The sequence below is a fragment of the Paenarthrobacter sp. AT5 genome, assembly GCF_032764245.1.
GTDB classification, from domain to species: domain Bacteria; phylum Actinomycetota; class Actinomycetes; order Actinomycetales; family Micrococcaceae; genus Arthrobacter; species Arthrobacter ureafaciens.
Window position 1 is genome coordinate 4,357,133 of sequence record NZ_CP136441.1, and the last position, 26,374, is coordinate 4,383,506.

Genomic DNA, 26,374 nt, shown 5'->3' on the forward strand with positions numbered 1-26,374 from the left:
AGGTGCATGGGTTCCTTCATTGTTCGAGTCATCATCAACGGACTGGCCCTGTGGGTTGCCAGTTGGCTTTTGACAGGCCTGGAGATTTCCACGGCAGCAACGGAGAAGGCGGCAGCAAATGCCGGACTTACCAATAGTGCCGACACGGTGGGAATCGTCCTCGCTTATCTCTTCATAGGACTGATTTTCGGCGTTGTGAATGCCGTGGTCAGGCCGTTGGTCAAGCTCCTGTCCCTCCCGGTGACGATCCTGACTCTCGGTCTCTTCACGATCGTGATCAACGCGGCGATGCTTTACCTCACCGCATGGCTCAGCAGTTTTACGCCGGTGCATCTGACCATCGATTCCTTCTTCTGGACAGCTATCCTCGCCTCGATCATCATCAGCGTGGTGAGCTTGGTTGCCGGTTTGATCCCCGGAACCCGCAACCGATAGAGCATTTCAGGGAAGGCCTATCGAGGCCCGGATCCGGATCTTGACTCCGGGAGATGCGGGATCCGCAGGGCGGACCGTCCGTCAGGGGCAGGAACGGCGACCGGCGCGGGAGCCCGGACCAGCTTGAACCTGGAGACGGCCGCACCTGCACCGGAGCCAACTGCACCGGCAAATACAGCAGTAGACGCCACCAAGGACGGATCTTGACTGGCGGCTGCCAACTCGGCGCCTTCCGCATAATTGTCCAGGTCATGCCCCGGACCCAAGCCGGGGTCCTCTCCTTCAGGCACCCCAACGGGCTTTGTGAGCGTCACCGTAGTTCTGTCCCTTGTCTCGGGATTCGCCTTCCCTTCGCTGCCCGGCACCCAATCCTGGGCGTGCTCGAAGTGAAGCACCGTGATTCCCGGCTCGGGAATTATTTCCCCTGTGGGTGAGCCGGCCGTCAGCACGTACTTGAGGTCGAACTCCGCAAGAAATGCTTTGTTCTGGCTGAGGTTCATGGCATGGACTCCACCCTGGCTGTGCCCGACGGCCACAACGTGGTCTCCACGTGATGCTCCCGCTTCCCGAAGGGCCTCGGCAATGGCCGGCACCACGTATTGGGAGTCATACCCTATGGCCTCAGCAATGCCGGCCTCATCCAATGGGTTAGACCCGCCCATGTTCTCCTGTTCGGGTTCGGTGCCTGGGATCATCACCATCCACGACGGCGCGCCACCGTTGTCCGTCCGGATGACCTCGATTTCGCCGTCCCCACGGGCGTGAATCTCCTGAATCCGCCGGAGCGCCCACGCCATGGACGGATCCACGGACAGCGTCTCCTGGCTAACCGGCTCAATGCCGACAGTCCTGGGCTGCAGAGCTGGAAACATCTTGGGATTCAAGGTCTCGCGCACCGATTCCCTGGCGGTATGCCCCTCGGGGACCACCCTGTTGACTATCTCCTCCGTCACGTCGCGCCCCAACGGCCAGGACCACGTAAATTCGTCGACGCCGACGAAATGGGGCCGTGCCTGCCGTTCTTCCGCGGCTTCGTAGTCGCGGGCGCTGGCACGGACGTCGGCGCTGACTTCCACCAGTTGGCGGCGTACCCGTCCGACGTGTTGCCGGCCGGCTGCCACAGCATCCACGGCAGCGGAGCCGGTGGCAAGTGAATCGTAGAGATACGGCTCCAGCGCTTCTTGGATCCGCTGCGTTTCGTCCTCGATGCCGATCAGCTGTTGCACCAGTCCGTCCATCACCGCGACGCCGCTCAGAAGTTCTTCGAGCTGAAAAGAGATACCTCCGATTCCACCCCTGATTTTGAGGTATCCGTCCTGGGCCGGAGGAGTTGGCTGCGGTGCTGAACCGGCGCCGACAGGTGCTGCATCCGCCACTACTGATCCGCTTTCCGGGAGACACTGGCGCTTTGGGAGTGGCGAAGGATGGCAGCGGCAGCTGCCTCCAGGGACTCCCGCGCACGCTGGAGCTCCGAGGCATGAACTGCCACGGTTGCCCTGTAGGCGCGCCCCGCCGGTGATTGCCAGTCTTCCAACTGGGCCCGGCGCAGGGCGGCAAGTACAGTATCAGCCTGATCCACGCACGCGTTGGCCCGCCAAGCGAGCCTCTGGACTTCATGGCCGCGCGACGCGCACTCCAAGGGATCAAAGGCAGGCGGGGTGGCAGGAGGCATCAAGCCGACGCTCATAGTCCGTTACTCCATTTTGTTGTGGTGGTGATCTGTGGACTTGACGCTACGGAGCCGCTGCGGGGGTCCGGAAGCGGAAACAAGGGCTATGTGGAAAACGCCGTGGGCTTCCACATAGGCGGTGTCACCAACTCGGGACCTCCCGCAGAACATGAAAGAATGGGCACCATGGCTGAATCCCCCCGCGTGTCCCTCGCTTCCGAACCCCTCGCCCTTGGTGCCCTTGATGGCCGCTACCGTGCCGCCGTCGCGCCCCTCGTCGATTACCTGTCCGAGGCGGCCCTGAACCGCGACCGCGTTCACGTCGAAGTTGAGTGGCTCATCCACCTCACCAGCCAGTCGGTACTCCCCGGCGCCGGACCCCTCTCCGACGAGCAGGTAGCCAAGCTCCGGGCCATCGTCACCGGTTTCAATGCCGCATCCGTCAACGAGCTGGCAGAGATCGAAGCCGTCACCGTGCACGACGTCAAGGCGGTCGAGTACTACATTGGCCGGCGCCTTCCCGAAATCGGGATTGAAAACCTTACCGCGATGGTGCACTTCGGTTGCACGTCCGAGGACATCAACAACCTCTCCTACGCTGTAGGCATCAAGGGTGCCGTGGAGGACGTCTGGCTTCCCAATGCCAAGGCTCTGGTGGAGCAGATCCAAGCCATGGCGGAAGCGAACCGTGAGGTTCCCATGCTGTCCCGCACGCATGGCCAGCCTGCCACGCCGACCACCCTCGGCAAGGAACTGGCCGTCATAGCGCACCGCCTGAACCGCCAGCTTGAGCGGATCGCCAAGACCCACTACCTGGGCAAGATCAACGGCGCCACGGGCACGTACGCTGCGCACGTCGCCTCCGTGCCCGGTGCTGACTGGGAAGCAGTCGCGAAGTCGTTCGTGGAGGGCCTGGGACTCACCTGGAACCCCTTGACCACGCAGATCGAAAGCCACGACTGGCAGGCCGAACTCTACGCGGATATTGCACGCTTCAACCGCATTCTCCACAACGTCTGCACGGACATCTGGAGCTACATCTCCATCGGATACTTCCGTCAGATTCCGGTTGCGGGAGCCACCGGCTCTTCAACGATGCCGCACAAGGTCAACCCGATCCGCTTCGAAAACGCAGAAGCCAACTTGGAGATCTCCAACGGCCTCCTTGACACCCTCGGGGCCACCTTGGTGACTTCCCGCTGGCAGCGCGACCTAACCGATTCCTCCTCGCAGCGCAACATCGGCGTCGCTTTCGGCCACTCCCTGCTCGCCATTTCCAACGTAGCCAAGGGCTTGAAGGCGCTTGACGTGGCAGAGGATGTGCTCGCTGCAGACCTGGACACAAACTGGGAAGTCCTGGGCGAAGCGATCCAGATGGTGATGCGCGCAGAAGCCATCGCCGGCGTTGAGGGCATGGAGAACCCGTACGAGCGTCTCAAGGACCTCACCCGCGGCCAGCGCGTGGATGCGGCGCGGATGCAGGAATTTGTTCAGGGCCTGGGGCTCTCTCCCGAGGCCGAAGCCCGTTTGCTGGCTCTCACCCCGGGCAAGTACACGGGTATCGCCAACAAGCTGGTGGATCACCTGAAGTAACTGGCAGTCAGGCGCCGAAGACGGCAGGGCCCGCGCCCCGTCGTCTTCGGTCCTAACGGCACCGAACACCGACACCTACACGTAAGGAGCGGAGCACCATGAAGCTCCTGTTGATCAGGCACGGACAAACCCCAGGCAACGTGGCAGGCCAGCTGGATACTGCGTTCCCGGGACCAGGGCTGACTGAACTCGGTGAACGGCAGGCCGCCGCGCTTCCCCAGGCCCTCAAGGACGAGTCCCTCGAGGGCCTGTATGTTTCCACCCTCCGGCGGACACAGCGCACGGCAGGAGAACTTGCCAGGAACACCGGCCTGGACCCGGAGATGCTGGATGGCGTGCACGAGATCGAAGCCGGCGCCTTGGAAACGAACACGGACCATGAGTCCCACCTGCGGTACATGGGTACGGTCTTTGCCTGGTCCGGCGGTGATCTGGACCTTCGGATGCCCGGCGCCTACACCGGGCACGACTTCTTTGCCCGGTTCGACGCTTCGGTCGAAAAAGTGCTGGCCAACGGACACTCGACGGCGGCAATCGTCAGTCACGGCGCCGCGATCCGTTGCTGGGCCGCTCGCAGGGCCGTGGACATCGACACCAATTTCGCTGAGAGGCATCCCCTGCCCAACACCGGGATCGTTGCGCTCGAAGGCGACCTGAAGACCGGCTGGCGTGTCCTGCACTGGGATCAAATGCCGGTGGGCGGACAGGCTCTCGCGGACAGGACCGCTGAGGATCCCACGGGCGAGGCGCTCTAACGCCCGGCTGAGCAAGCTCAAACCAGCTGGCATTAGTTGTTGTTCTGAGCCCTCCTGGCAACCACAAATGCGAGCTACTTGGGTAGCAGCAGTTCTCCCGGAACTAACGCGGAGGAAACACCGCGGTAACCACTCCTTCCTAGGATTAAGTCGCATCACCACCTCAGCGAAACGCAGCAAAGTGAGGCACACATGCAGACTAATCCCCGGCTCAACATCCGGCAGGTTGCCTGGTCGAACCCCGTTGGCGCCGACCTGCGGGCAGCACAACAAGCAGAATTGGATGCGCGTTTCGGAAGCACGGACCACGAGCCCGGCCCTCCGCCGTCGGAAGCCGACACCGCAGTGTTCGTGGTGGCGTACGAGAAATGTTCCGGCCAGCCCCTCGGCTGCGGTGGACTCAGGATGCTGGATGACACCACGGCCGAAATCAAGCGGCTGTATGTAGTCCCGTACGCCCGGGGATCGAGGGTTGCCAGCTCCATCCTGGCTGCATTGGAAGCGCAGGCACACTCGAGGGGATTCAGCGTCATCACGGCCGAAGCCGGTTCTGCCCAGTCGGATGGGCGAAGTTTCTATGCAAGTTCCGGTTTTGAAGAGATCCCCAACTTCGGCCCCTACGTCGGCGCGGAGGAGTCGCACTGCTATTCCAAACGGATCGACTCCCACAGCGCCTCCCACACGGCCATGGCTTGAGCCGGGGGCCCGGCCAGGCTGCCAAGCCAGACCACGCCCAAAGGAACAGCTCAGGGAACGCAACATCCAGCGTTCGATGCCGCTCTTCGATAATCTCGCTTTATGGAAAAAGCAGACATCACCTTCCGGACCCGCAAATGGGTTCGGCCCGAGGACCTCAACGCCAATGGCACGCTCTTTGGTGGCAGCCTGCTGAAGTGGATCGACGAAGAGGCCGCGATCTACGCCATTCTCCAGCTGGGCAATGGCCGGGCGGTCACCAAGTACATCTCGGAAATCAACTTTGTAAGTTCAGCTGTCCAAGGTGACCTGATCGAAATGGGCCTGACCGCCAAACGCTTCGGCCGGACCTCGCTGACCATGCGTGCTGAAGTGCGCAACATGATCACCCGCCAGAGCATCCTCACGATTGAGGAAATTGTGTTCGTCAACCTGGGACCGGACGGCCGCCCGCAGCCCCACGGCTACACCGAGATCACGTATGACCGCGACCGTATTCCCACCCACCACCTGACCAAGACCCTCGAAGAGGACTGAACCAGCCGCCGTCGAGCGTGAAGACCACTGGCTTAAACGGGTGCCGGCGGCCGCAGAAGTGCGGCCGCCGGCCTATATTTTCCGGCGACGGGAGTGAGTGCCGCCGGAACCTGTGGGGCGCCTTATGGGGGCGCCGGATGACAACGCCGGGTGTCAGCGCCGATCGAAGGTAAGGCCGCCGGGAACCTGGAAGGTTGGCATGAGTTCGAGCATGCCGACGTTGACGTGGCGCGGAGTTTCGATGGCGTAGTCCAGTGCGTTCACGATGTCGTCCGTGGTGAGCGATTCATAGCCTTCGTAGTAGGTCTTCCAGGCTTCTTCCATGGCCTCGGGAGTGCCGCCCATGTTCCGGCCGAAGATCTCGGTTTCCACCCGGCCGGGGCAGATCTCGGTGACGCGGATGCGCTTGCCCACGGTGTCGTTGCGGAGCTGGCGGGAGATCTGGTGCACCGCGGCTTTGGTGGCGTGGTAGACCGTGTGGCCGTAGAAGTTGTACACGCCGGCGATCGAGCTGATGTTGATCACGTGGCCGAGGTCGCGTTCCACCATGCCCGGCAGCACAAGTCGCGTGAGCTGGAGCAGTCCTCGCAGGTTCACGTCCACCAGTTCGTCAATGTCCTGCTCAGATGAGTCCAGGATGTTACCCGGGCGGGACACCCCGGCGCAGTTGACCAGGACATCCACGTTGAGGCCGCTGACAACGTCGGTGAGCGCGGCCGTGTCGGTCAGGTCCAGCACGTGCGGGACGGCTCCGGTGCGGTCGGCCAGTTCAGTCAGGCGGGCTTCGTTGCGGGCAACCGCGTGGACCGTCAGGCCGCGCTTGGCCAGGCGCTCGGCGATCGCCGCACCCATGCCGGTGGAAGCGCCGGTGACAAGGGCGGTGGTGTAGTCAGAAAAGGACATTGGTTCTCCAAAGGTGGGAAGGGGCGGACGCCGCCGTAGGGGCGACCGCCGAGGGGGTAGGGCCGTTTCCGGGCCCTACCCGGCGGAAAGAGGACTGCGCCTAGGCGTCGCGCAGGGGTTCGTGGGCGCGGTCCTTGACCGTGCTGACGGCGATGAGCGTGCCCAAGGCCGTGACCACTGCGTAGAAGGCCGGCATGTAGATGTTGTTCGTGCTGCTGATCAGCCACGTCATCAGCAGCGGTGCGGTGCCGCCGAACAGTGCCGAGGAAATGTTGTAACCCACGCCGTAGGCGGAGTAGCGGACCCGGGTGGGGAACAGTTCGACCAGCAGGATATGGATGACTGCGGTGTGTCCGGCAAAGATGACGGCCATAATGCAGGCACCGAGGATGGCCAGGCCCATCTCACCGGTGGCGATCAGTGCGTAGGACGGGATGCCCAGCACTGCCATGCCGATTGCCGAGCCCGCGATGACCTTCTTGCGGCCGAGCCTGTCGGACAGGGCACCCATGAACGGAATCGCGATGCAGATGACCACCAGGCTGCAGGCCGTGACGAGCAGAGCCTCGCCGATGGTGAAGTTCAACTGCTTACCCTTCAGGAACGTGGGCATGTAGGAGAAGAGGACGTAGTAGCCGGAGCCGTTCATCAGCGGAATGAAGAGGGCCAACAGCATGGCGCGGCGGTGGACCGGGCTGGCGAGGGCTTCCTTGAGGGGGTTCTTGGACAGACCGCCCTCTTCCTTGAGCTTCTCGAAGTTGGGGGTGTCGTTGATGGCCTTGCGGATGTACCAGCCGATGATGCCCATGGGGATGGCGACAAGGAAGGGGATTCGCCACGCGAAGGAACCAAAGCCGCCGCCGTCGATGGCTGCCTGGGTAAGCCACGGCGACATTGCGTAGGCAACCAGGGTGCCGGTGAGGAGTGCGGCGAATGAGGCGATCTGGGCGTATGACGTGATGACGCCGCGCTTGCCTTCAGGAGCGTGCTCAGCGAGGAAGGTCATGGCGCCGGCAGCTTCGCCGCCCACGGAGAAGCCCTGCACCAGGCGCAACAGCACCAACAAGATGGGCGCAGCGATGCCGATCGCTGCATACGGCGGCAGCAAACCAATACCGGCCGTGGCCACGCTGATCAGCATGATCACAAAGACAAGCAGCTTTTGCCTGCCGATCCTGTCCCCGAGGTAGCCGCAAACAATCGCGCCGAGCGGCCGGACGAAGAAGGACACGGCGTAGCCGGCGAACACGAACAACAGCGCATTGTCCGGGTTTCCGGGGGCGAGGAATACCAGGGCCAGTGTTCCCGCCATGAAGGCGAAAATGCCGTTGTCGTACAGTTCCACGAAGATGCCAACACAGCCTGCGGTGACAACCTTGCGGGTTTGGCGGCTGGTGAGCCGCTCACGCTGCCCGGGGGCAGCATTGGTGCTTGCGGTCATGACTTTTCCTTACTGAAATGAGCGTAGCAACGCCTTTGGGGTATTACGACAGGTTCTTTAGCTGCATGCCGCAACTGGTAGGTCCTGCCACTGGGGACGGCATCCGATGCCAAGGAGTCCGAAGACGGTGTTGACGGATTCGCGGAGGGTTTCCAGCTGTGCCCGCGAGCGTCGATGGGCGGCAGTTGCCTCCGCCACTGTGGTTTTCCGGAAGCGGACCTTGTCCCCCGGACGCGCCTGGGCCAGGACATCCAGTCCGGTGCTGGTGACCACGGCGAGCACTGGGTACCCGGCGGTCACGCCGCGCCCCCGGTGCAGGACCAGCAGTTCCTCCCGTGAAGGAACCTCGACGGCGCCAACCGGCACACCGCGGGAAAGCACCTCGCTGTTGGAGGTTCTTTCGGGAAGTTCCCCGCCAAGCCGCAGGCCGATGTGGTTGCTGCGTCCGCTGACGGTGTACTCGGAGGAGAAGAGCAGTTCGCCGGATTCACCGAACTCGGCAACGTCCGGCCCGTCGGTCACGTCGACCGCCAAGTCTGACCCCATGCCGGGCTTTTCAAGACCCAACCTGAAGAGGGGAAGGTCGAAGTAGGGTTGGCGGATGGGGCGTACGCTCCGCCGGGCAGCCAGGCTGCTCCCCTCTTTCAACTGCAGGCCGAAACCAACCACGGTATCCGGTGCCGCGCTCCCGAGCAGGGTTTCCGCCTCGACCGAGCCGTGGATCGCCATGTACGCCCGGAGGCCCCGATGGATTCCGCGGATGGAAACCGATTCGCCGGCGAGGACCGAAACGGGTTCCCATTGGCTCGCGGGTCGGCCGCCGACGGTCAGTGTCAGGGGTGCGCCCGTGACGGCGACCAACAGATCCGTGGTGGCCCTCATGCGGAAGTCCAATGCGGTGATCTCGATCAACGGCGCGTTATCAAGGTTTCCGGCCAGAATGTTGGCAGCACGGGCCGAGTACTGGTCCAAAGCGCCGTTGACCGGCAGGCCATAGCGGGGACCGCGTGTCCGGCCGAGGTCCGTGACAACGGAATTGCCCGGTTGCTGGATGAGAATCTCACCGCTCATGGCTGTGCCTCCCGTGCCAGCGGTTGCAGTTCCTGGCCGGCAAGGAGGGAAAACTCCTCGATGCCGATGCGGCGAAAGCGCAAGACGTCGCCAGGGGTGTAGGGAACCAGGGGCTCACGGCGGATGTTGAGGACTGACAGAGGAGTTTGGCCGATGACGCACCAGCCGCCAGGGGCGACCGCTGGAGCGATGACCGCTTGACGGCCGGCAACTGAGACAGCGCCTGCAGGTACGCTCAGCCGGGGATCCTTCAAACGGGGAACCGGCTTAGGGAAAGCCGGACCGTCCATCATGGGGGAACCTGCGGGCGCTCCCAAGCAGCGGATGGTGTAGGTCTTTTCGATGTGGAGCCGGATGACGTCCTCCGTGGAGATGCCCTGATGCTCGGCAACCTTCTCCAGGTCCGGGCCGAACTCACCGCCGTAAACCACGGGAACATCGAATTCCCGCGGGGCCGCAGTGGACCCGGCAGCGCGTGCCAGTTCACCCAGGCCGAGCCTGACGAAGGCGCGCATCTGGCCAGCGGTTACCATCACGGGATCGAACTCCACCAGGACGGAATCATAGGTGGGCACGGCGGCACGCAGCCCTTCCGCTCCGCAGTCTTCCAGCCAGTCAGCGAGGCGGTGGACGGTCAGCCAGTTGTCGTCGCTGGTTCCGGAAATCGCCACTACACGGAGCGCGGAGTCCCCTGATTCGTAGATCTCCGTGGGAGCCACCGTCAGGACCGCCATGTCAGGCTGCCTTCCGCTTGGCGTCCATGACCTCAGCCAAGGGAGCAATTTGGACACCGGCTGCGACGAGCTCGGAACGAATCAAGCGGGCAAGTTCAACGGCGCCGGGGTTGTCGCCGTGCAGGAGGACGGTGTCAACGTTGATGTCCATGTCCACACCGCTGGCGCAGCGAAGCTTGCCTTCAACCACCATGCGGATGGTTCGATCAACAATCTCGCTGGGGTCGTGGAGTACCGCGCCGGGCTGGCTGCGGGGAACCAGCGTCCCGTCTTCCTGGTATGCGCGATCCACGATGCCGACGATCGCCACGTCCAGGCCGGCCGAACGTGCAGCTGATGCCAGTTCACCTTCCTGGGCAACCACAATCAGTTCGTTGTCCACTTGGGCTGCAGCCTCTGCCACGGCCGATGCATAGTCGGCACGGACAGCCACGAGGTTCCCCAGACGGCCGTGTGGTGCGATGTGGGTGACTTTGGTTCCGTTGAAAGCGGCAAACCCGTTCAAGGCACCCAATTGGTAGAGGACGTCGTTCTGGACTTCGTGGGCGCTGAGTCCCATGTCCCGGCGGCCAAAACCCCTCAGGTCGGGAAAGCTGGGGTGCGCACCGATACCCACCCCGCGGCGGACGCATTCAGCAACGGTGGCTGCCATGATGTCAGGATCACCGGCATGGAACCCGCAAGCGATGTTGGCGCTTGAAACGATCTCCAGGAGTTCGGAATCGTCGCCAATGATATACGCGCCAAATCCTTCTCCGAGATCCGCAACAAGATCAATCATCGGGTTCACGTGGTTCTCTTTCCGTGGGTATAACTTACGAATTTCCGAAAAAGGACAAAAACCCATAAGGGCTCATATTGCATTTCCGGGGAGCGTGGCTGACTTTCGGGTAATCCGAAACCTTTGCCAGAAGTTCTACCAAAAGTCTCGCACCCAGCCACAGCCCCGCACAAAGACCTAATAGCTATCCCGTAATAGCTCTGCGTTATGACGTGTAACACCCGGTCCTGTGACGCGGCTCCCGGCAGTTGCCGGGCGCGGGTGTGGATATATTTGAACGACCAGAAAGGTGGATCCATGGACACGCGGAAGCTCTCATACTTCGTCCAGATTGTTGACTCGGGGAGCATCACCAAGGCTGCGGCGGCCCTCCATGTAGCCCAGCCGGCCCTCAGCCAGCAGGTATCGTCCCTCGAGAATGAGCTGAAGCAGCGCCTGCTGATCCGCAGCAAACAGGGCGTGCAGCCGACCGCCGCGGGCCATACCCTGTACCGCCATGCGCAGTCCATCCTTCGCCTGGTGGAACAGGCGCGGCAAGATGTGGCTACATCGGGCGCAGCTCCCTCAGGCCGGGTGTCCATCGCGATCGCCCCCTACAGCATGGCGTCCAGCCTGACTCCCCGGATCATCAGCGAGGTCAGCCGCCGGTACCCGGACATCGTGGTTCACCTGACCGAAATCTTCGGTGGTGTCCTGAGCGAAGCCATTAAGAACGGGCGCCTGGACATGGCGTTGATCTACGAACCGGGCAAGATCCGCGGCGTCCAGTTCACCACCATGATCGTCGAGGACCTCCACCTGGTGGTGCATCCGGATGTGGACGTCAGCCAGGGCCGGGACACCGTGACGCTAGCAGAGGCGAGCACTGTGGGGCTCTTCCTCCCGGAGAAGAACCACACCCTTCGTCAACTGATCGAGAAGGGCCTGGCTGAACAGGACCTGCCGTTGAAGCTGGTGGGAGAGGTTGAATCCGTTCCGTCGTTGACCAGGCTCATCCAAGCCAATTTGGGAGGCACAGTCCTGCCGAAGTCTGCTGCCGATGCGCTCTTCCCCGATCAGGACTTCCAAGTGCTGCGCATCGTGGAGCCGGCCTTGCAGAGCAAGATCGCGCTGTGCACACCGGACCACGAGCCCCTGTCCGAGGCCGCCTCCGCAGTGCTGCTGGTAGTCAAGGAAATGCTCCACCAACAGCTGATCTCCAAGTACGGGACAGACCCCGTCCAACTGCCCGGGCATCCATAAAAAAGCCTTATCCAGCCAGACATCTTTGGTCTTATTCAAATCCGTTTCAAGTTCCTAACATCGAATTAAGAACAAATTCGATACCAGCCCGGGCTACCGGGCACATTCAAAGGATAAAACGGTGAAAAAGATCAGCACCCTGGGATGGGTATCCAATCCAACGCACGGAGCAGCCACAGCCCGCACCGGATTCCACTGCCCTCGAAATGGTTTCTGGCGCCCGGTGGGCGGAATCGGTGAACCTCTGTTTGTCTTTGAGGGCAGCCTGATGCCCCCGCACGGCGGCAACAGCATCGAATGGCACCTTGTGGACACCCGTCCCGGCCACTCCGGACTCGACTAGAGCCCAGGCGGCCGGCACGCAGGGCACAGACGGCAGGCAACTACGGCGCCACGACCCGCAACTATGCGGGCGGGCGCCTTTCTGCTGCCCGGCACCTCGCGCACCCAAACCGGCCGCCCGCCGTCGTACATCCAACGACGAAAGGACCGGCCGCTTCCAAGGAATGCGGCCGGTCCGTTGCGCTGAGGCGACCAGTGCTGTGGCGACTAGCGCTGAGGCGACTAGTCCTCCACAAGAAGGCCCTTCTGCTTGAGCTTCTCGGTGAGACCGCAGAGCTCAATGGTGTTGCCGCCGTCGTGGTAAAGCTTGATGAGCTCACGCTCGTGGTCATCACGGGCCTGGGACAGGGCGATGACTTCCTCGGCCTCTTCCCGGCGGACCACCACCACGCCGTCGGCGTCACCGCGCAGGATGTCGCCGGGGTATATGATTTCGTCGCCGAAAACCAGCGGGTGGTTGATGGGACCGAGCGTCTCCTTCACGGTGCCCTTGATGCAGACGCTACCGGAGAACACCGGCAAACCAAGTTCGATCAGGTCCTGGGTGTCACGGACGCCGGAGTCGGTGACCATGGCCGCGATGCCCTTGGCCTTCATGGCATTGCCAAGCACATCACCGAACGTGCCCGCCTCGGCCATCTCCTGTGCGCCGACCAGCACGACGTCCCCTGCCTGGGCGTAGTGGATGGCCACTTGCAGCATCAGGTTGTCCTGCGGAGCGCACGCGACAGTGACGGCCGGGCCGCAGAAGGACATGGAGCGGTCGATCGGTTTGATGCGGGAGCTCAGCGCACCGCGGCGGCCCTGTGCCTCGTGGATGGTCGCCGACGAGAACTTGGCCAGGCGGGCTACGACGTCCGCTTCGGGACGCTCGAACTTGGTTTTGACGTGGATCATGGTGTGTTCCTTAGTTTCTAGTTCAGTGCGTTCACGGCGTCGCGGATGGAGTCCACGCCCGCGTTGATGGTCTCCAGCGAGGTGGCGAAGGAGATCCGGAAGTAGGGGCCCAGGCCGTAAGACGAGCCTTGGATCACCGCCACGCGCGCGGCGTCCAGCAGGTAGAGGGTGAAGTCCTGGTCGTTGGCGATCACGCGGCCGTCAGGGGCGGTCTTGCCGATCACCCCGGCGCAGTTCACGTAGGCGTAGAAAGCGCCCTCCGCGGGAGCGACGGACAAGCCGTTGATGGCATTCAAACCCTCGACGGCGGCATCGCGGCGTTTGCGGTAGACCTCCACGCTGTCCCGGACGAAGGACTGGTCCCCGTTCAATGCGGCGGCCGCGGCCGCCTGGCTGATGGACGACGGGCAGGAAGAGGTCTGCGACTGGAGTTTGTTCATCGCTGCGATCAGCGGCGCAGGGCCAACACCGTAGCCGAGGCGCCAGCCGGTCATGGCATAGGCCTTGGAAACGCCGTTCACCAGCAGGATGCGGTCTTTCAAAGCCGGCGCAGCCGTGACCAGGCTGGTGACCCGGCCTTGACCGAAGTAGACCTCATCGTAGATCTCGTCGGTGAGGACGAAGACGTGCGGGTTCTCTTCGAGGACCGCGCCGATGGCCTGGAGTTCCTCACGGGAGTAGACAGCGCCGGTCGGGTTGGACGGAGCGTTGAGGATGAGCCACTTGGTCTTGGGCGTGATTGCCTTGGCGAGCGCCCCCGGAGTGAGCTTGAAGCCTTCTTCCTCCGTGGTCTCGACGATGACCGGGGTGCCGTCGTTGGCAAGGACCATATCCGGGTAGGACACCCAGTACGGCGCCGGGACGATGACCTCGTCACCCGCGTTGAGGGAAGCCATCAGCGCGACATACAGAACCTGCTTGGCGCCGCCACCGATCGTCAGCTGGTTGGCCCCGTACGAGTGGCTGGTGTCCCGCTCGATTTTGCCGAGGATCGCCGCCTGCAATTCGGGGGTGCCGGTAACCGAGGTGTACTTGGTTTCGCCCCTGTTGATGGCTTCAACGGCGGCAGCCTTGATGTGGTCCGGGGTGTCGAAATCCGGCTCACCTACCGTGAGGTCGATGATCTGGACGCCTTCGGCTTTCAGTTCGCGCACACGGGCGGCCGCAGCGACGCTGGCTGAGGCCTTGATGCGGGTAACCCTCGACGCCGGCAGGAACTCGGACATGTCTCCTCCAGGAATGTGGAACTCAGGACGCGCGGATTCGCGTATCTCCTGTTTCGAGACTAGGTACTCGCGGGGTTCTCTGGATAAGACCTAATGTGCGTGGATTCATAAGGGGGACTTATGACGGTCTCCTCGAAGACGCGTGTTTCGGTGCCTGTTCCGGCGGTACGGGCTTCTTCCATGCGCTTTGCTTATGGGTTCACTTGGTATTGGTATTTCCGCGCACCCAGCATCCCTGCCTACATTCGACAGGTCACCGGAGCCCACCCGTCGCAAGGAGAACCCTCATGCCGACCCCGACCATGGCCGGACAGCCGCGCCGCGCCGACCAGCAGGTCAAAGGCCGTTCAGCAACGGGACGGTACACGTACCGCGCAGGCTCCCCCGCGCGAACATCGTCGAACGCCAATGCCGGGCACGCCAAACTGGTTCACGCACTCGGAGTCCACCGCCAGCTCCTCTCCCACGCCGCCAGTTCCATCAGGACACTGACCTCTGCAAGGAATGAGTTGATTGCCCAGGCCGTGGAGGACGGAATATCAATTGCCACTATTGCTGCGGTCATCAGGGAGAACGCCAGGTCTGTCCGTACCATCGCTTTGGCCTATGACGACCTCCACCTGAGCGGGGTCCCCCGCAAACTACAGCTGGAAGCCTTGAAGGCAAAGAACGACGCCCTCAAGGAAGCCGAGCGGCACCGGGACGTTATCCTGGAACGCCGGGAAGCACTGATCTCCATCGCCCTGCGCACCCAGGCCTGCGACGAGTTGGAGCTTGCGTCCCTGACAGGCCTGACGCCGGACCACATTCGCCGTTCCGGCCGCAGCGTAGGACGCCCTGCCTGACCCGGAGGCGTTGAACACCGGGCGTGCGGCGGGTAGAACGGATGAATGAGCGACGTGAATTCATGGATGGACCTGTACCTACGTGCCTGGAGCTCCAACGAGCCCGATGACATCCGGGCCCTTTTCACCGAGGACGCCATCTACAACACCCGCCCGCACGACACCAGCGCCTGGCGGGGACATGATGCGATCGTCAGGGAATGGTCCGGCGACTCATCTGACAAGCCCGAAGACTGGACCTTCGAATGGACGCTCCTTGGCCGCGACGGAGACACCGCCTTCGTCCAAGGCGTCACCACCTACCTCAACGGCGACCCGACCTACGACAACCTGTGGGTCCTCCGTTTCGCCAAGGACGGAAGGGTCCGCGAGTTCACGGAGTGGTACATGGCACGCAAATCCGGCTAGCTAGACGCGCAGGTGCAGATTTTGCTGCATCATTCGCATGGTCATTGTTGAAACCGCGTCAAACACGGGGCCGCTTTCCGCGGGAACGAGGATGATCCAGCAAAAAGTGTTCATCTTGGGCGCAGCCTCCCGTAGGGTACCGGCATGGACATCATCCTGGTTCCCGGTTTCTGGTTGGACGCATCGTCGTGGGATGAGGTGATCCCCGCCCTCGAGGACGCCGGCCACACCGTCCACGCCCTCACGCTTCCTGGCTTGGAATCGGCCGATGCACCTCGCGCGAACATCGGCCTGCGGACCCACATCGACGCCGTCATCCGGACCGTAGACTCCCTGGACGGCAAGGTGGTCCTGGTGGGGCACTCCGGGGGCGGCGCCATCATCCACGCCGTGGTGGACGCAAGGCCCGACCGTGTTGCCCGCGCAATCTACGTGGACAGCGGGCCTCTGGGCGAAGGCGGAGTCATCAACGACGACTTGCCTGCCGAAGGCGACGACATTCCGCTCCCGCCCTGGGAAGGGTTCGAAGAAGCTGACTTGACCGATCTGGACGAAGACCTCCGTACAGCGTTCCGGGCGCGCGCCATTCCCCAACCAAAGGGGGTCGCAATCGAACAGCAGCACCTGCATGACGTGCGTCGTTACGAGGTTCCTGCCACGGTCATCGCCTGCGAGTTTCCATCATCCCTGCTCAACGAGATGATGGATGCAGGGCATCCGTTCACGGAGGAGCTCGCCCGCATAAAGCACGTGGAACTCATCGACCTGCCCACCGGGCACTGGCCCCAATTCACCAAGCCGGCCGAACTGGGGAAGGCGATCCTCACAGCGGTTGAGCGGGCAGCCTAAGCGATCAGGGCTTCGGCCGGGTGTTGGTTGCAGGTCCCTCGGGTGCTGCGCCGCCTTCGTCCGTCCAGTCGCTTCCGGTGGTGTCATCGAGCGCTGGATCGGAGACGACGTCACCTTTGACCGTTGACGTCGTAGCAGGACGGTCCTCCGCACCGTTTGCTTCGTCACCCTTTCCGTCCCGGGTGCCGGGCAGGAAGGCCTCGGCCTTTTCCACCAGTTTCTTTCCCGTCGCGTAGAGGTTGTCCACGATCTCCGGAACAGATTCTTGGACCGTCTCGGCCACATGGTGCACGTTTTCCTGGACCTCGGGGTTCTTCAGTACCTTCTCCGAACCGCCACGAAGGCGACGGTACACCTCCGGCCAGGACTTTGATCCCCAGATGTACCCCACCGCGACACCAGCGGCGAACATTACTTTCCCTTTCATGGGTCCACTCCTTTCGACGTGCAATTTCCTATGACACTAGCGGGTGTGTATCTGCAGTGTCACGCCGGTTTCCGTTGCAGAACCCGGGGAGTGGAGTTAATGGCCATTTGCTGAATTGAAACATTCGACTAAACTTTGTTGCCAACCAGCGGAATCACCGCAGGCAATGAAACATCGCAACCCGAGGAGTTAAAACCATGGGACTGGATGACAAGATCAAGAACGCCGCCGAAAACCTGGGGGGCAAGGCCAAGGAAAAGACCGGCGAGGCAACCGGAGACCGGGACCTCCAGGCCGAGGGTGCAGGCGACCAGGCCTCTGCCAACATCAAGCAGGCGGGCGAGAAGTTGAAGGACGCGGCCAGGGACGCCTTCGGCAAGAAATAGGCTGTCACACCCCGGGAACCGGGGCTTCACCGTCCACTGCCGGACCGCAGAGACCATGCACCACGGGGCTTCGCAACAAAATAGTCAGGTTACTTGCTGTTTTTTCCGGGAGCGGCTAGCGTTGCAAGTGTAGTCCCGTGGTGGACCAGTCGACAGGAGTGCTCTTTGGTTGGGTTTCTAGATTTACAGTAATTCTCACGCCACTCCATTCCCCCATATGTCCGGGGTGAGAAGGAGGCATTTCTTCCACGCCCGGATGTTTGATTTCCCGACCCGATGAACTGAACCGCTTCACAGAGTTCATGGAATCTCCATCAACAAGAAAGTAGGAGCAAAAATGGGTTTCTTTGGTTTTCTTCTCCTAGGCCTTTTGGCAGGCGCAATTGCCAAGCTTATTCTTCCCGGACGCCAAGGCGGCGGCTGGCTGGTGACCCTCCTCTTGGGCGTAGTTGGCGCCCTGTTGGGCGGCTGGATCGGCGGCCTGATCTTCGGTGAGGGACTCACCGAATTCTTCGCCATCCGCACATGGCTTCTGGCTATCGGCGGCTCGATCCTCGTGCTGCTGGTCTACGGCCTGGTAACCGGACGTCGCACGCACCGGACGCACCATGGCTAACGGAACCACACCGAGCTCCGACCCGGAAGACATGGAAGGCCAGTACTCGGAGGGTAACTACGGGGACGCGGGAGCATCACCCGAAGCCCTCAAAGAGGACGCCGGCGGCGACTACACGACTGGTGATTACGCGGAAAAGACCGTCCCGTCTGCGGATGCGGAGCTTGACGAGCGGAACACCGAAGACACCCCGGAGGATCGCCCCTTCTCCTCCGAGCCGGATGACGAAGCTGCAGGCACGGGTCACCCCTAGCGCTGCCCCTGACAAAAACTGAATAAGCAAGAACCCGGACGCACCAGGGGAGCGTCCGGGTTCTTGCTGTGCCTGACATTTTCGGGCACGGATAGTCGGGACGGAGCCCCAACCGGCGCCGTAGGGTGATTTTCGGAATGGAGGATCCCATGCACGAATGGAACAGGGCTATCGAGCTCATCGAGCAGGACTTGGCTGCCGCCGTCGATATGAAGGCTGTGGCGAGGACCGCCCTCACATCCGAGTATCACTTCAGGCGGATGTTCGCGTCCTTGGCCGGGATGCCCGTCTCGGAATACGTGCGCCGACGGCGCCTGACTGCTGCCACCGCTGAAATCATCGCGGGCGCCGGTGTGCTCGATGTTGCCGTCCGGTACGGTTACGGATCCGCCGAGGCATTCAGCCGCGCCTTCAAGGCGTACCACGGGTTGACGCCTTCGGACGCCCGGCGTCCCAACGCCGTCCTCCGTTCCCAACCTCAATTGAGGTTCCACCTGCGTATCGAAGGGAACATAGACATGAAGCACCGCATAGTGAACAAAGCCGCTTTCCGGCTGGTCGGCCGGAAGACCAGGGTTCCGCTCGTCCATGAAGGGCCCAATCCGGCCATCATTGAATTCCAGCGCAGCATCGACCCTGCCGTCACCAAGCGTCTGCTGGAACTGGTGGACACTGAGCCGACAGGCCCGGTCTCCGTGACAGTCAACATCGAGGAGTCCCGCAGCGAAGGCAGTGAACTGGACTATTGGCATGCCGTGGCCACCACGGGGCCGGCACCCGAGGGGTTTGACGTACTCGAGGTACCGGCCGGGCAGTGGGTTGTTTTCGAAACCGAGGGAAAATTTCCCGAAGTCCTGCAGCGCATGTGGGCCGACGCAGCAACGGAATGGTTCCCTGCCAACCCGTACCGATGGGCCCCGGGTCCGGAGCTCTTGAGCGTCAAGGCCCAGCCCGGCGGTACCCATGGCAGCGGGCAGTTGTGGATCCCCGTGGAACCGGAAGGGCAGCCCGCCTAGAACAACGCGAGGACTTCCTCCAAGGGAAGCACCCGCTGCCTGTACTCCCGCGTGAGAATCCGCAACACGGCTTCGGCGGCTTCGGCGTTCTCCGTGGCGATGGCATCTGCGGCATAGATGACGCGGATGTTGTGGGCAAAGGCGTCGGCCGCCGTCTGCGCGATGCAGTTATGCGCGGAAACTCCCGCCAGGACCACGGTGTCCACCTCCCAGTTCCGCAGGCGCATCCACAGGTCTGTTCCCATGAAGGCGCTGTCGCGGGTCTTGACCATCTGGGGGAAGTCGGTTGTGAGCAGGCCGGGAACAAACTCGGCCTGCTCACTGCCCCGGAAAATAAAGCCCTGATCGTCGTCGAGCATGTTCAGGCTCCACGTCGATTTGTCCCGCTCATGCTCGGTTCCAATGAGGAGAACTTTGGCTCCCGCCTCCCGCGCCCCGCTGGTCAGTGAGTTACAGGCAGCCACAACTTCCTCGCGTCTCTGCTTGAGGGCAGGGTCCTCGAAGAAGGCGTTCTGCATGTCAATTACCAGAACAGCGATCATCAGCGCAGTGGCACCTCTCTTGTCGTGGAGTTAAAGGCCCTTGCCGCCCGTGATGGGAAGCACGGCACCTGAAATGTAGGAACCCTCGTCGGAAGCGAGCAGAACGTATGCCGGGGCAAGCTCAGCGGGTTGGCCCGCGCGGCCCAGCGGGGTGTCCTGCCCGAACGACGGGAGCTTGTCCGGCCACTCGGTCGCCGGGATCAAAGGCGTCCAGATGGGACCCGGGGCAACAGCGTTGACGCGGATTCCCTTGGGGCCGAGTTCCTGTGCCATCGCTTTGGTGAAGGCCACCTGCGCCGCCTTGGTCATGGCGTAGTCCACCAGCTGAGCAGACGGGTTAAAGGCCTGGATGGAGGCGGTGACGATGATCGAGTCCCCCGGACGCAGATGCGGAATGGCCGCCTGCGCGGTCCACATCAGGGAGTAAAGGTTGGTCTTGAAGACCCTGTCGAACTCCTCCGTCGGTATGGTCTCAAGCCCCTCGCGGTTCTTCTGGTAGGCCGCGTTAAGGACCACGATGTTGAGCCCGCCGAATTCCTGGACTGTACGTTCCACGATCTCGGTTGCGAATCCTTCGTCACGCGAATCTCCGGGGAGCAGGAGTGCCCGCGCGCCGCACTCACGGATCCATTCCGCCGTCGAACGCGCATCTTCTTCCTCTTCCGGAAGGTAACTGATGGCGACGTTGGCACCCTCTCGCGCGTAGGCGATGGCCACCGCCGCGCCAATGCCGGAATCGCCGCCGGTGATCAACGCCGTCTTGCCTTCAAGCCGGCCGTGGCCGACGTAGCTGGACTCACCGTGATCGGGCTGGGGCTCCAGGGGTTTGGTCAGGCCCGGTTGCTTCTGCTCCTGCTGCGGAAACTCCCCGGAGTGATACCCGCTGCGAGGGTCCTTCGGCGGAGCCGTGAGCTTGTGGTTTCCCTGCTGTTCCGGATCGCTTTGTGTCATGGTCCTGCCCCTTCAGAATCGGTTCACTGGTGCGCGACGCTTAACGTCCCACCCGGCTTGTACCCAGGGTGCCGCACTATGAAACTGCGGCTAGGTCCTCATGGTCTTTGACTTGACCATGAGGAACAGGCCATACGCAATCAGGCCCGCGGCCACGGCGGCAAGGAGGTACGGTCCGTAGGGCTGTTCCTTGAGGGCCTTAAGGCTGCCGTCCAACCCCGTTGACTGCTCGGGCCGGGCGGTAACAGTAGCGATGACCACAAGCAGTCCCACAAGAAGGAGCGCGAACCCCTTGGCGACGTATCCCACCGTTCCCACGGCTACTTGGAATTTCCGTGGTCCTTCGTGCGGCGAAAGGACAAGGTCCTTCTTGAACGACCTCGTGAAACCACGCACCGCGAACACAATGCCGGTGACCATGACGCCGGCTCCCGCAGCTATCAGAAACGCGACGCCCCAGGGAGATTGCATGAGGGTGGCGGTGAGGTCACTGCTGGATTGACGGCTGTTGCGCGCCTGCCCAACGACGAAGGACATGATGGTCACGGCCACAAAAGCGAAGACCGCCGCTTGGCCTGCCTCGGAAAGGCGCTTGGAGAGCTTGGGATGGGACTGGTTGCGGTGGCCGAAGATAGCGTTGGACAACTGCCATAGAGCCAGGGCCGCGCAGGCAGCGAAACAGACCCAGAGCAGCAACGGGCCGAAGGGTTGGGCGGCCAATTCGGCGATGGCACCGGAAACATCCGCTTCGCCGCTGCTTCCAAAGGCCAAGCGCGCGGCGATGACACCGATCAGCACGTGAAGCAACCCGCTCACAGCGAATCCGGACCGCGCCGCAATTTCAAAGGGCCGCGAGTTCGAGGCTTCCTCGGCTGCGTCTGCGGCCTTCCGCATCTCTTCTTTGATGACAAGCCTCCTGATGACTTAGGACTTGAACACCATGGTGCCACCGGAAGCGTGCCGGGGCCACGTGAGTGCTGGCTAGTAGCCGCAGACCGACTGGGGCCAAATGCTCCGGAGGCCGACGCCCAGGGGATTGAACTGCTCGCGGATCGAGGTGACTGCGCGATCTTGACCGTCCACTGGGGCGTGCGTTCCGCCGGCAAGCTGTGCGGCATCCGTGCTTGATGAAGTGACGGTGATCTGGTCGGGCATTTCGGCAGTCCTTCCGGCAGGTTCCGCCAGCTCCTCGGCTGACACTTCAACCATCGGACGGGGTCCTCAAGAACGACGCCGGGTCATCTCAAGATTCGCTCAAGATCGTGGAAGGCCCGACGGCGACCGGCCGCCTGGGTGCGCGGCCGCCGTCGAGCCTCACTCACCGGCTACCACATCGCGTTGTGAAGCGGCGTGACGGTGAGGCTTTCGAGTCGGGCAGTCCCTCCCTCCGAAAACAGGGACAATGTGTTCGCGCCCGCTGCCGGAAACACTTGGTCGGTCAGCGTAGCCAGACCGTCCTGCGCGAAGACCTCCACGGAGGCCCTGTCCACATAGAGCCGCAGCCGAAGCCTGCCGTTGATCAGCTGGACGGGTACGTCATCCACAGAGGCGAAGGCCGGATGGAAACCTTCGTTGCCGGAGGCCGTCCTGTCGATGAAAACGCGACCCGAACTTGTTGCGTAACCAACCTTGGTGGCCTCAGTTGAATTACCCAGGACCTTCAGCCCGAACGCCGATGCCGTCCCCGGGGAGAACTCCGCATCCACCTGCACCACGTCCCCTGAAACGGGAAGGGTGCTGGTCCCCGGAGCGATGTCCTGCGCGGATGCGGTGTAGGCGGCACCTGTGTTCCTTAACGCGTCCACCTCCTGGACCACCTTCTGCGTGAGTCGCGGTCCCTGGGCGGTTTGGGTGAGCTGGACTTCGCGGGGCAACGCCATGGTTCCCCGCCACGTGCTTGTTGGCGTGGACTGCCCGTAGTCCCAGTTGTTCATCCAGCCCACCATGATCCGTTTGCCGTCGGGGGCGTTACTGAAGGAAACGGCTGCGTAGTAGTCCCGGCCCCAGTCCAACCAGTCGTGCTGTTCCGGCCGCGTGATGTCAGAGGCTACGAACTCGTCCGCGAGGATGTGGCCCCAACCGCCACGGTTGTTGTCGACGATCCGGATGGTTGCCTCGCTTCCTTTGTAGGCGCTGACGTCCCAGGCCTTCCATTCCAGATGTTCGGAATTGGAACCGGTGGTGGTTCGAACGGCCTGTCCGTTGACCATGAGATTTACGGTGGTTTCACTGCTTCGCGGTTTTGCCGGCTCCGAACCGAGGACCATGTTGTCCAACGTCAGGTGGCCCCATGCCCCTGTGGCGTTGTCCACAATCCGGATGCGGGCTATTTGACCGTAGTACGGGGTTACATCCCAGTTCTTCCAGTTCATGTCACCCGAATTGCTGCCCGTGGTGCTTCGCACGGGCACGCCGTTGACCAGGAGTTCCACTTGGAGTTGGCCGTCCGTCCGGTTGCCGCCGCCCAGGAGGAACCCGATATTGGTGTTGGTGAGGTAGAACTCCGGGGACGTGATTGTTCCGGTGTTGTTGTCAGCGTTGGGGCCGCCCTCGAACGTGTTGATGCGTTTGCCGATCGCGTACTCACCGCCAACGGTTGACGGGTTTCTGGCTGCCTCAAAGTCTCCGGTCAGCTGCCAACCGGCCGCACTCAGGGTTCCCGGGTAATCGAAGCCGTCGAACAGGAGGTACCCGGGGGGTGGCGTGTTGCCGGGTTGCTCCCCTGCCTGCCGCGGGTGGTTTCCACCACCGGCAAGGAAATTGATGTAGTCCTTGCTGATCGTGAACGGATCGGATTCCAAGGTGCCCGTTGGGACATCTCCCCCGTTGAAGCCGTTCACCAGGCCGGCACCGATCGACCCGGTAACTGTTTGCTGACCTGCCAGAGTTCCGCCGGGCGGGGCTGTCCCCCACGGACCGCCGGGATTGGCGGGATCGTTGCTCACGTTCCATCCGCTGTAGCTTCCTCCGTTGAACCCCGCGAGCAGGGTTCCCGGTGGGGCCACATCCACTGGATCAGTGGTTTCGGAGGTGAATGTTGTGCCGTCGAAGCTGCCTACGAAGTACTGCCCCCCGCTGCCACCAGCCACGGATCCCGGGTTGATGTTGACCACCAGCACCCACTTGATGTTGTTCGGGTTCCCATCCACCGCGAGAGGGAAGAGGTCCGGACACTCCCACTGCCCACCCGTCGCGTTGGCTGGTTCGAAGTCATCCAAGTACGTCCAGCTCTTAAGGTCTGTGCTCTTGTAGAACAAAACCCTGTGCTCGTTGGCTTCCACGGCGGACATCACCCAGTACGAGCCAGCTGCCCCTTGGTACCAGAACACTTTGGGGTCCCGGAAGTCCGTGGTGTTCCTGTTGAGGACAGGATTGCCCGAGTATTTGGTCCAGGTTTGGCCGCTGTCCGTGCTGTAGGCCAGGGACTGGGCCTGCTTGCCGGCCAGCGTGGGGTGGTTGCCGGTGAAGTTGCTGGTGTACACAGCCACCATCGGCGGATTCTGCAACGTCCCGAATCCACTGGTGTTCTGTGAATCAACCACGATTGAACCGGAAAAGATGTCCTCCGTAGCCTGTCCGCTGCCGTTGAAGGTTTGCGGGATTGCGAGTGGCTGCTCGGTCCAGTGCAGCAAATCCGTGGACGTCGCGTGCCCCCAACTCATGTTGCCCCACGTGGTTCCGTAAGGGTTGTACTGGTAGTACATGTGGTAGGTGCCGTTGTAGTAGACCAACCCGTTGGGATCGTTCATCCAGTTCTTGACCGGTGTGTAGTGCAAATAGGGACGGTACTGCTGGGTGGCGGGGTCGGGATCGCTGGCATGCGCCGGGGCGGGCGCGGCAGTCGCGGCCACCACCAAGGTGAATGAAGCAACGACGGCGGCCGCCGCCAACGCCGGCAGTCCACGTTTGGTGCGTCTTGTCATCATTGACAGACCTTCCTTCTCAGCGACGGGTCAGGGGGTTGCCCGGAATGAGTAGGAACTCGTGTAATGCACAAACTCACCCGCACCGCCGCTATCCAGCACCTTGGTCCCGGTGGTGGATCCGTCCAGCACTACCGTGTTCGCCGCTACCGAGGAGATGGTGTTATTGGCAGCGATGTAGTTGTTGGCGCCCGAGGCCACCAGGATGATGGTCGGTTTCTGACCTGAGGGAGTCACCGACCCGGAGGGTACGTCGTAGCTGAAATGGTTCCCTGTGACGGTATTCCCGCTCCCGGCAACATGGACCAGGCCGAACAGGTCATCCAATCCGTTGTTGTAGGGCTTCAGCGGATCAAAAGGCTCCACCTGCCGCAGGAAATGGTTGGCACCAATGAGGTTCTCAGTGCAATTGCCTTCAAAGTTCACCATCCCCGGGTAGAACGCGTGAAACCTGTTGGCCGTGATGGACGAACGAGTGCAGTCCTTGAAATGGACACTGCTCTTCCCGCGGGGAAATACGTTGTTGGCACTGACCAGAAGGCCTATATGGCCCTCGGCGAAAATGGAGAAGCCCACATAGCCGGCGCCGATGAGGTTGTCAGTCACTTTGGATGCCTGCCCCGAGCCCGTGAGTTCGATGCAGCTCCCGCATTCAGCCAGGAAGTTGCCACTGACACTAAGGGCGTCCGTGTCCCGCACCACCAGCCCGTGCTCCAGGTAGACCATTCCCATTCCTTCAACCCGGCAGGAATCATTGGCCGAATCGAAGCGGATACCCGTTTTGCCGTTCACGTACGAGTTCTGGTTCGTACTGAAGGACACACCGTCGAGGCAAAAATTCTGAAAGACAATGGAACTGAGGCGCGGGTCGCCGGTTCGGTAAACCCTGAAAGCTTCAGTGTTGCCGTCCGTGTTTTCGACACGGATTCGGCTGCCGCCGGGGAAGATTTCGTGCCAGCTGGAGGTGTTGCCGGCGTTGTATCGGATGCTGCTGGACGTGAATCCGTGCCCTGAGCCGCGGATGGTGAGGAAGCTGATGTCCACGTTGACACGGGTTTTCAAGGAGTAGTCTCCCGGCGGGATGTAAACCACGGCGCCGGGTTTGGAGGCCTGATTGGTCTGCTGGGACTTCACGTCCGCGATGATGCTGTTGATGATGAGCCCGATGTCGTTATAGGGCGTGGCCGACGGATTCCCGGGGACCGACCAGGTGGTGACGTCGTAGACAGTGGTCATAGCGTGTTCTCCTCACATCGTTGGGGGTACTGCTTTATGGCCGTGCGTTGACTGCTTGTGCGTTGCTTCTGTTGCCTTGATGCCGGGTTTTACAGCATTCCGATAATGGCCCGATGCCCTTGTGCGGCTTGGGTGCTTCCTTGGCTTTGATGCGGATTTGGCGTGTCCGGCTTGTTCTTGGCCAAGGCCTCCTTCGCTGAAAGTACGACGGCGGTTGCGGACAGTGCCGCTGCCGGGAACAACCGGAGGATGCTCCTTCGGCTGAGGGGCTCGGATGGGTTCATGATTCTCCTTTGAACTTGTCGGTTGACTGGGCTTTGTACTGGGACAAGAGGGAGTTAACTGGGCTTGGCGCAACTGTTCGTGGGAAGCAGTGCACCCCTTTACGCCAAGCGCACCCGTTCGTGGAAAGTGCCGCACCACTTCGCGCCAAGCGCTCCCCGGAGTTTGGGTGCACCCGGCGGGTACGGGTGCGCCCCCGGGTAGAGGTGCGCCCCCGGGTAGAGGTGCGCCCCCGGGTAGAGGTGCGTCCAGCGGGTACGGGTGCACACCCCGCCAAAAGTGCAGCCCCGACGCCCCCAGAGCCCAGCCAAAACAGCG

The 26,374-nt window shown here is 62.2% G+C and carries 31 protein-coding genes; 14 read left to right on the forward strand and 17 right to left on the reverse strand.

Translation table 11 applies throughout. The features are described from left to right. Positions 1 to 6 precede the first annotated feature (6 nt). Positions 7 to 435: a phage holin family protein gene (locus tag RI444_RS20270; protein WP_021472990.1), complete on the forward strand. Its 429-nt coding sequence runs from the start codon at positions 7 to 9 to the stop codon at positions 433 to 435. 17 nt (positions 436 to 452) lie between these two features. Here the strand turns inward: RI444_RS20270 and RI444_RS20275 are convergent, their stop codons facing one another. Both RI444_RS20275 and RI444_RS20280 read right to left on the reverse strand, forming a co-directional pair. Continuing rightward, complete coding sequence (locus RI444_RS20275) at positions 453 to 1,811, reverse strand: hypothetical protein (protein ID WP_207605401.1); 1,359 nt, start codon at positions 1,809 to 1,811, stop codon at positions 453 to 455. Beyond that, positions 1,811 to 2,122 (reverse strand): hypothetical protein, encoded by a 312-nt coding sequence (locus tag RI444_RS20280; protein WP_062098452.1) that lies wholly within the window; start codon positions 2,120 to 2,122, stop codon positions 1,811 to 1,813. Before RI444_RS20280 ends, RI444_RS20275 begins: the two co-directional genes overlap by 1 nt. Before the next feature lie 168 nt (positions 2,123 to 2,290). Here RI444_RS20280 and purB point away from each other — a divergent pair, with 168 nt between their 5' ends. From purB to RI444_RS20300, 4 genes are all read left to right on the forward strand, one after another. Next, positions 2,291 to 3,697, forward strand: a complete 1,407-nt coding sequence (purB, locus tag RI444_RS20285; RefSeq protein WP_166185986.1) for an adenylosuccinate lyase — start codon at positions 2,291 to 2,293, stop codon at positions 3,695 to 3,697. 98 nt (positions 3,698 to 3,795) lie between these two features. Beyond that, positions 3,796 to 4,452 carry a histidine phosphatase family protein gene (locus tag RI444_RS20290; RefSeq protein WP_069696212.1) on the forward strand — a complete coding sequence of 219 codons (657 nt, stop codon included), beginning with the start codon at positions 3,796 to 3,798 and terminating at the stop codon, positions 4,450 to 4,452. A gap of 192 nt (positions 4,453 to 4,644) precedes the next feature. Beyond that, positions 4,645 to 5,148, forward strand: coding sequence for a GNAT family N-acetyltransferase (locus RI444_RS20295; RefSeq protein ID WP_021472985.1), 504 nt, complete (start codon positions 4,645 to 4,647; stop codon positions 5,146 to 5,148). A gap of 102 nt (positions 5,149 to 5,250) precedes the next feature. After that, positions 5,251 to 5,685: an acyl-CoA thioesterase gene (locus tag RI444_RS20300; RefSeq protein WP_021472984.1), complete on the forward strand. Its 435-nt coding sequence runs from the start codon at positions 5,251 to 5,253 to the stop codon at positions 5,683 to 5,685. A gap of 153 nt (positions 5,686 to 5,838) precedes the next feature. On the opposite strand, the gene RI444_RS20305 is transcribed toward RI444_RS20300, so the two are convergent. The 5 genes from RI444_RS20305 to RI444_RS20325 form a co-directional block, all read right to left on the reverse strand. Further along, positions 5,839 to 6,588, reverse strand: a complete 750-nt coding sequence (locus RI444_RS20305) for an SDR family oxidoreductase (protein ID WP_021472983.1) — start codon at positions 6,586 to 6,588, stop codon at positions 5,839 to 5,841. Positions 6,589 to 6,688: 100 nt separating this feature from the next. Next, a complete protein-coding gene (locus RI444_RS20310) occupies positions 6,689 to 8,029 on the reverse strand; it encodes an MFS transporter (protein ID WP_021472982.1) in 1,341 nt (446 codons plus the stop codon). Between the two features lie 57 nt (positions 8,030 to 8,086). Then, positions 8,087 to 9,100 carry a biotin-dependent carboxyltransferase family protein gene (locus RI444_RS20315; RefSeq protein ID WP_207605400.1) on the reverse strand — a complete coding sequence of 338 codons (1,014 nt, stop codon included), beginning with the start codon at positions 9,098 to 9,100 and terminating at the stop codon, positions 8,087 to 8,089. Further along, positions 9,097 to 9,834, reverse strand: a complete 738-nt coding sequence (locus RI444_RS20320; protein ID WP_179012716.1) for a 5-oxoprolinase subunit B family protein — start codon at positions 9,832 to 9,834, stop codon at positions 9,097 to 9,099. The genes RI444_RS20315 and RI444_RS20320 overlap by 4 nt, the downstream gene beginning before the upstream one ends. A 1-nt stretch (position 9,835) precedes the next feature. Beyond that, positions 9,836 to 10,624 (reverse strand): LamB/YcsF family protein, encoded by a 789-nt coding sequence (locus tag RI444_RS20325; protein ID WP_192551638.1) that lies wholly within the window; start codon positions 10,622 to 10,624, stop codon positions 9,836 to 9,838. A gap of 288 nt (positions 10,625 to 10,912) precedes the next feature. Between RI444_RS20325 and RI444_RS20330 the strand changes: the two genes are divergently transcribed. Together RI444_RS20330 and RI444_RS20335 are read left to right on the forward strand one after the other, a co-directional pair. Then, on the forward strand, positions 10,913 to 11,857 hold the full coding sequence (locus RI444_RS20330; RefSeq protein ID WP_021472978.1) for a LysR substrate-binding domain-containing protein: 945 nt from the start codon (positions 10,913 to 10,915) through the stop codon (positions 11,855 to 11,857). 121 nt (positions 11,858 to 11,978) lie between these two features. Next, the gene (locus tag RI444_RS20335; protein WP_021472977.1) at positions 11,979 to 12,200 is read left to right on the forward strand and encodes a hypothetical protein; all 222 of its coding nucleotides are present in this window, start codon (positions 11,979 to 11,981) and stop codon (positions 12,198 to 12,200) included. A 221-nt stretch (positions 12,201 to 12,421) separates the two neighbouring features. Here RI444_RS20335 and RI444_RS20340 read toward each other — a convergent pair whose 3' ends face one another. Together RI444_RS20340 and RI444_RS20345 are read right to left on the reverse strand one after the other, a co-directional pair. Beyond that, on the reverse strand, positions 12,422 to 13,096 hold the full coding sequence (locus RI444_RS20340) for a 4-carboxy-4-hydroxy-2-oxoadipate aldolase/oxaloacetate decarboxylase (protein ID WP_021472976.1): 675 nt from the start codon (positions 13,094 to 13,096) through the stop codon (positions 12,422 to 12,424). 17 nt (positions 13,097 to 13,113) lie between these two features. Beyond that, complete coding sequence (locus RI444_RS20345) at positions 13,114 to 14,322, reverse strand: aspartate transaminase (RefSeq protein WP_021472975.1); 1,209 nt, start codon at positions 14,320 to 14,322, stop codon at positions 13,114 to 13,116. A gap of 287 nt (positions 14,323 to 14,609) precedes the next feature. Here RI444_RS20345 and RI444_RS20350 point away from each other — a divergent pair, with 287 nt between their 5' ends. From RI444_RS20350 to RI444_RS20360, 3 genes are all read left to right on the forward strand, one after another. After that, positions 14,610 to 15,167, forward strand: coding sequence for a hypothetical protein (locus RI444_RS20350; RefSeq protein WP_021472974.1), 558 nt, complete (start codon positions 14,610 to 14,612; stop codon positions 15,165 to 15,167). A gap of 45 nt (positions 15,168 to 15,212) precedes the next feature. Further along, positions 15,213 to 15,575 (forward strand): nuclear transport factor 2 family protein, encoded by a 363-nt coding sequence (locus tag RI444_RS20355; RefSeq protein ID WP_021472973.1) that lies wholly within the window; start codon positions 15,213 to 15,215, stop codon positions 15,573 to 15,575. 144 nt (positions 15,576 to 15,719) lie between these two features. Continuing rightward, on the forward strand, positions 15,720 to 16,424 hold the full coding sequence (locus tag RI444_RS20360; RefSeq protein ID WP_021472971.1) for an alpha/beta fold hydrolase: 705 nt from the start codon (positions 15,720 to 15,722) through the stop codon (positions 16,422 to 16,424). Positions 16,425 to 16,428: 4 nt separating this feature from the next. On the opposite strand, the gene RI444_RS20365 is transcribed toward RI444_RS20360, so the two are convergent. Next, positions 16,429 to 16,851 carry a hypothetical protein gene (locus RI444_RS20365; RefSeq protein WP_031216712.1) on the reverse strand — a complete coding sequence of 141 codons (423 nt, stop codon included), beginning with the start codon at positions 16,849 to 16,851 and terminating at the stop codon, positions 16,429 to 16,431. 197 nt (positions 16,852 to 17,048) lie between these two features. Between RI444_RS20365 and RI444_RS20370 the strand changes: the two genes are divergently transcribed. From RI444_RS20370 to RI444_RS20385, 4 genes are all read left to right on the forward strand, one after another. Further along, entirely contained in the window at positions 17,049 to 17,237 is a 189-nt protein-coding gene (locus tag RI444_RS20370) for a CsbD family protein (protein WP_021472969.1), read from the forward strand. A gap of 337 nt (positions 17,238 to 17,574) precedes the next feature. Continuing rightward, positions 17,575 to 17,853 carry a GlsB/YeaQ/YmgE family stress response membrane protein gene (locus RI444_RS20375; RefSeq protein WP_021472968.1) on the forward strand — a complete coding sequence of 93 codons (279 nt, stop codon included), beginning with the start codon at positions 17,575 to 17,577 and terminating at the stop codon, positions 17,851 to 17,853. Continuing rightward, positions 17,846 to 18,106, forward strand: a complete 261-nt coding sequence (locus RI444_RS20380; RefSeq protein WP_021472967.1) for a hypothetical protein — start codon at positions 17,846 to 17,848, stop codon at positions 18,104 to 18,106. Before RI444_RS20375 ends, RI444_RS20380 begins: the two co-directional genes overlap by 8 nt. Before the next feature lie 149 nt (positions 18,107 to 18,255). Beyond that, positions 18,256 to 19,122: an AraC family transcriptional regulator gene (locus tag RI444_RS20385; RefSeq protein WP_062099387.1), complete on the forward strand. Its 867-nt coding sequence runs from the start codon at positions 18,256 to 18,258 to the stop codon at positions 19,120 to 19,122. Here RI444_RS20385 and RI444_RS20390 read toward each other — a convergent pair. From RI444_RS20390 to RI444_RS20420, 7 genes are all read right to left on the reverse strand, one after another. Continuing rightward, positions 19,119 to 19,664, reverse strand: coding sequence for a cysteine hydrolase family protein (locus RI444_RS20390; RefSeq protein ID WP_021472965.1), 546 nt, complete (start codon positions 19,662 to 19,664; stop codon positions 19,119 to 19,121). The two genes, RI444_RS20385 and RI444_RS20390, sit on opposite strands and share 4 nt — an antisense overlap. A 30-nt stretch (positions 19,665 to 19,694) precedes the next feature. Continuing rightward, positions 19,695 to 20,615 (reverse strand): SDR family oxidoreductase, encoded by a 921-nt coding sequence (locus tag RI444_RS20395; protein WP_207605399.1) that lies wholly within the window; start codon positions 20,613 to 20,615, stop codon positions 19,695 to 19,697. Positions 20,616 to 20,705: 90 nt separating this feature from the next. Next, positions 20,706 to 21,509, reverse strand: coding sequence for a DUF1206 domain-containing protein (locus tag RI444_RS20400; protein ID WP_021472963.1), 804 nt, complete (start codon positions 21,507 to 21,509; stop codon positions 20,706 to 20,708). 87 nt (positions 21,510 to 21,596) lie between these two features. Further along, the gene (locus tag RI444_RS20405; protein WP_021472962.1) at positions 21,597 to 21,824 is read right to left on the reverse strand and encodes a hypothetical protein; all 228 of its coding nucleotides are present in this window, start codon (positions 21,822 to 21,824) and stop codon (positions 21,597 to 21,599) included. A 116-nt stretch (positions 21,825 to 21,940) separates the two neighbouring features. After that, positions 21,941 to 24,538 (reverse strand): GH32 C-terminal domain-containing protein, encoded by a 2,598-nt coding sequence (locus RI444_RS20410; protein WP_207605851.1) that lies wholly within the window; start codon positions 24,536 to 24,538, stop codon positions 21,941 to 21,943. Positions 24,539 to 24,568: 30 nt separating this feature from the next. Further along, the gene (locus RI444_RS20415) at positions 24,569 to 25,774 is read right to left on the reverse strand and encodes a NosD domain-containing protein (protein ID WP_179012724.1); all 1,206 of its coding nucleotides are present in this window, start codon (positions 25,772 to 25,774) and stop codon (positions 24,569 to 24,571) included. An 89-nt stretch (positions 25,775 to 25,863) separates the two neighbouring features. After that, entirely contained in the window at positions 25,864 to 26,058 is a 195-nt protein-coding gene (locus RI444_RS20420) for a hypothetical protein (RefSeq protein WP_193592595.1), read from the reverse strand. Positions 26,059 to 26,374 lie beyond the last annotated feature (316 nt).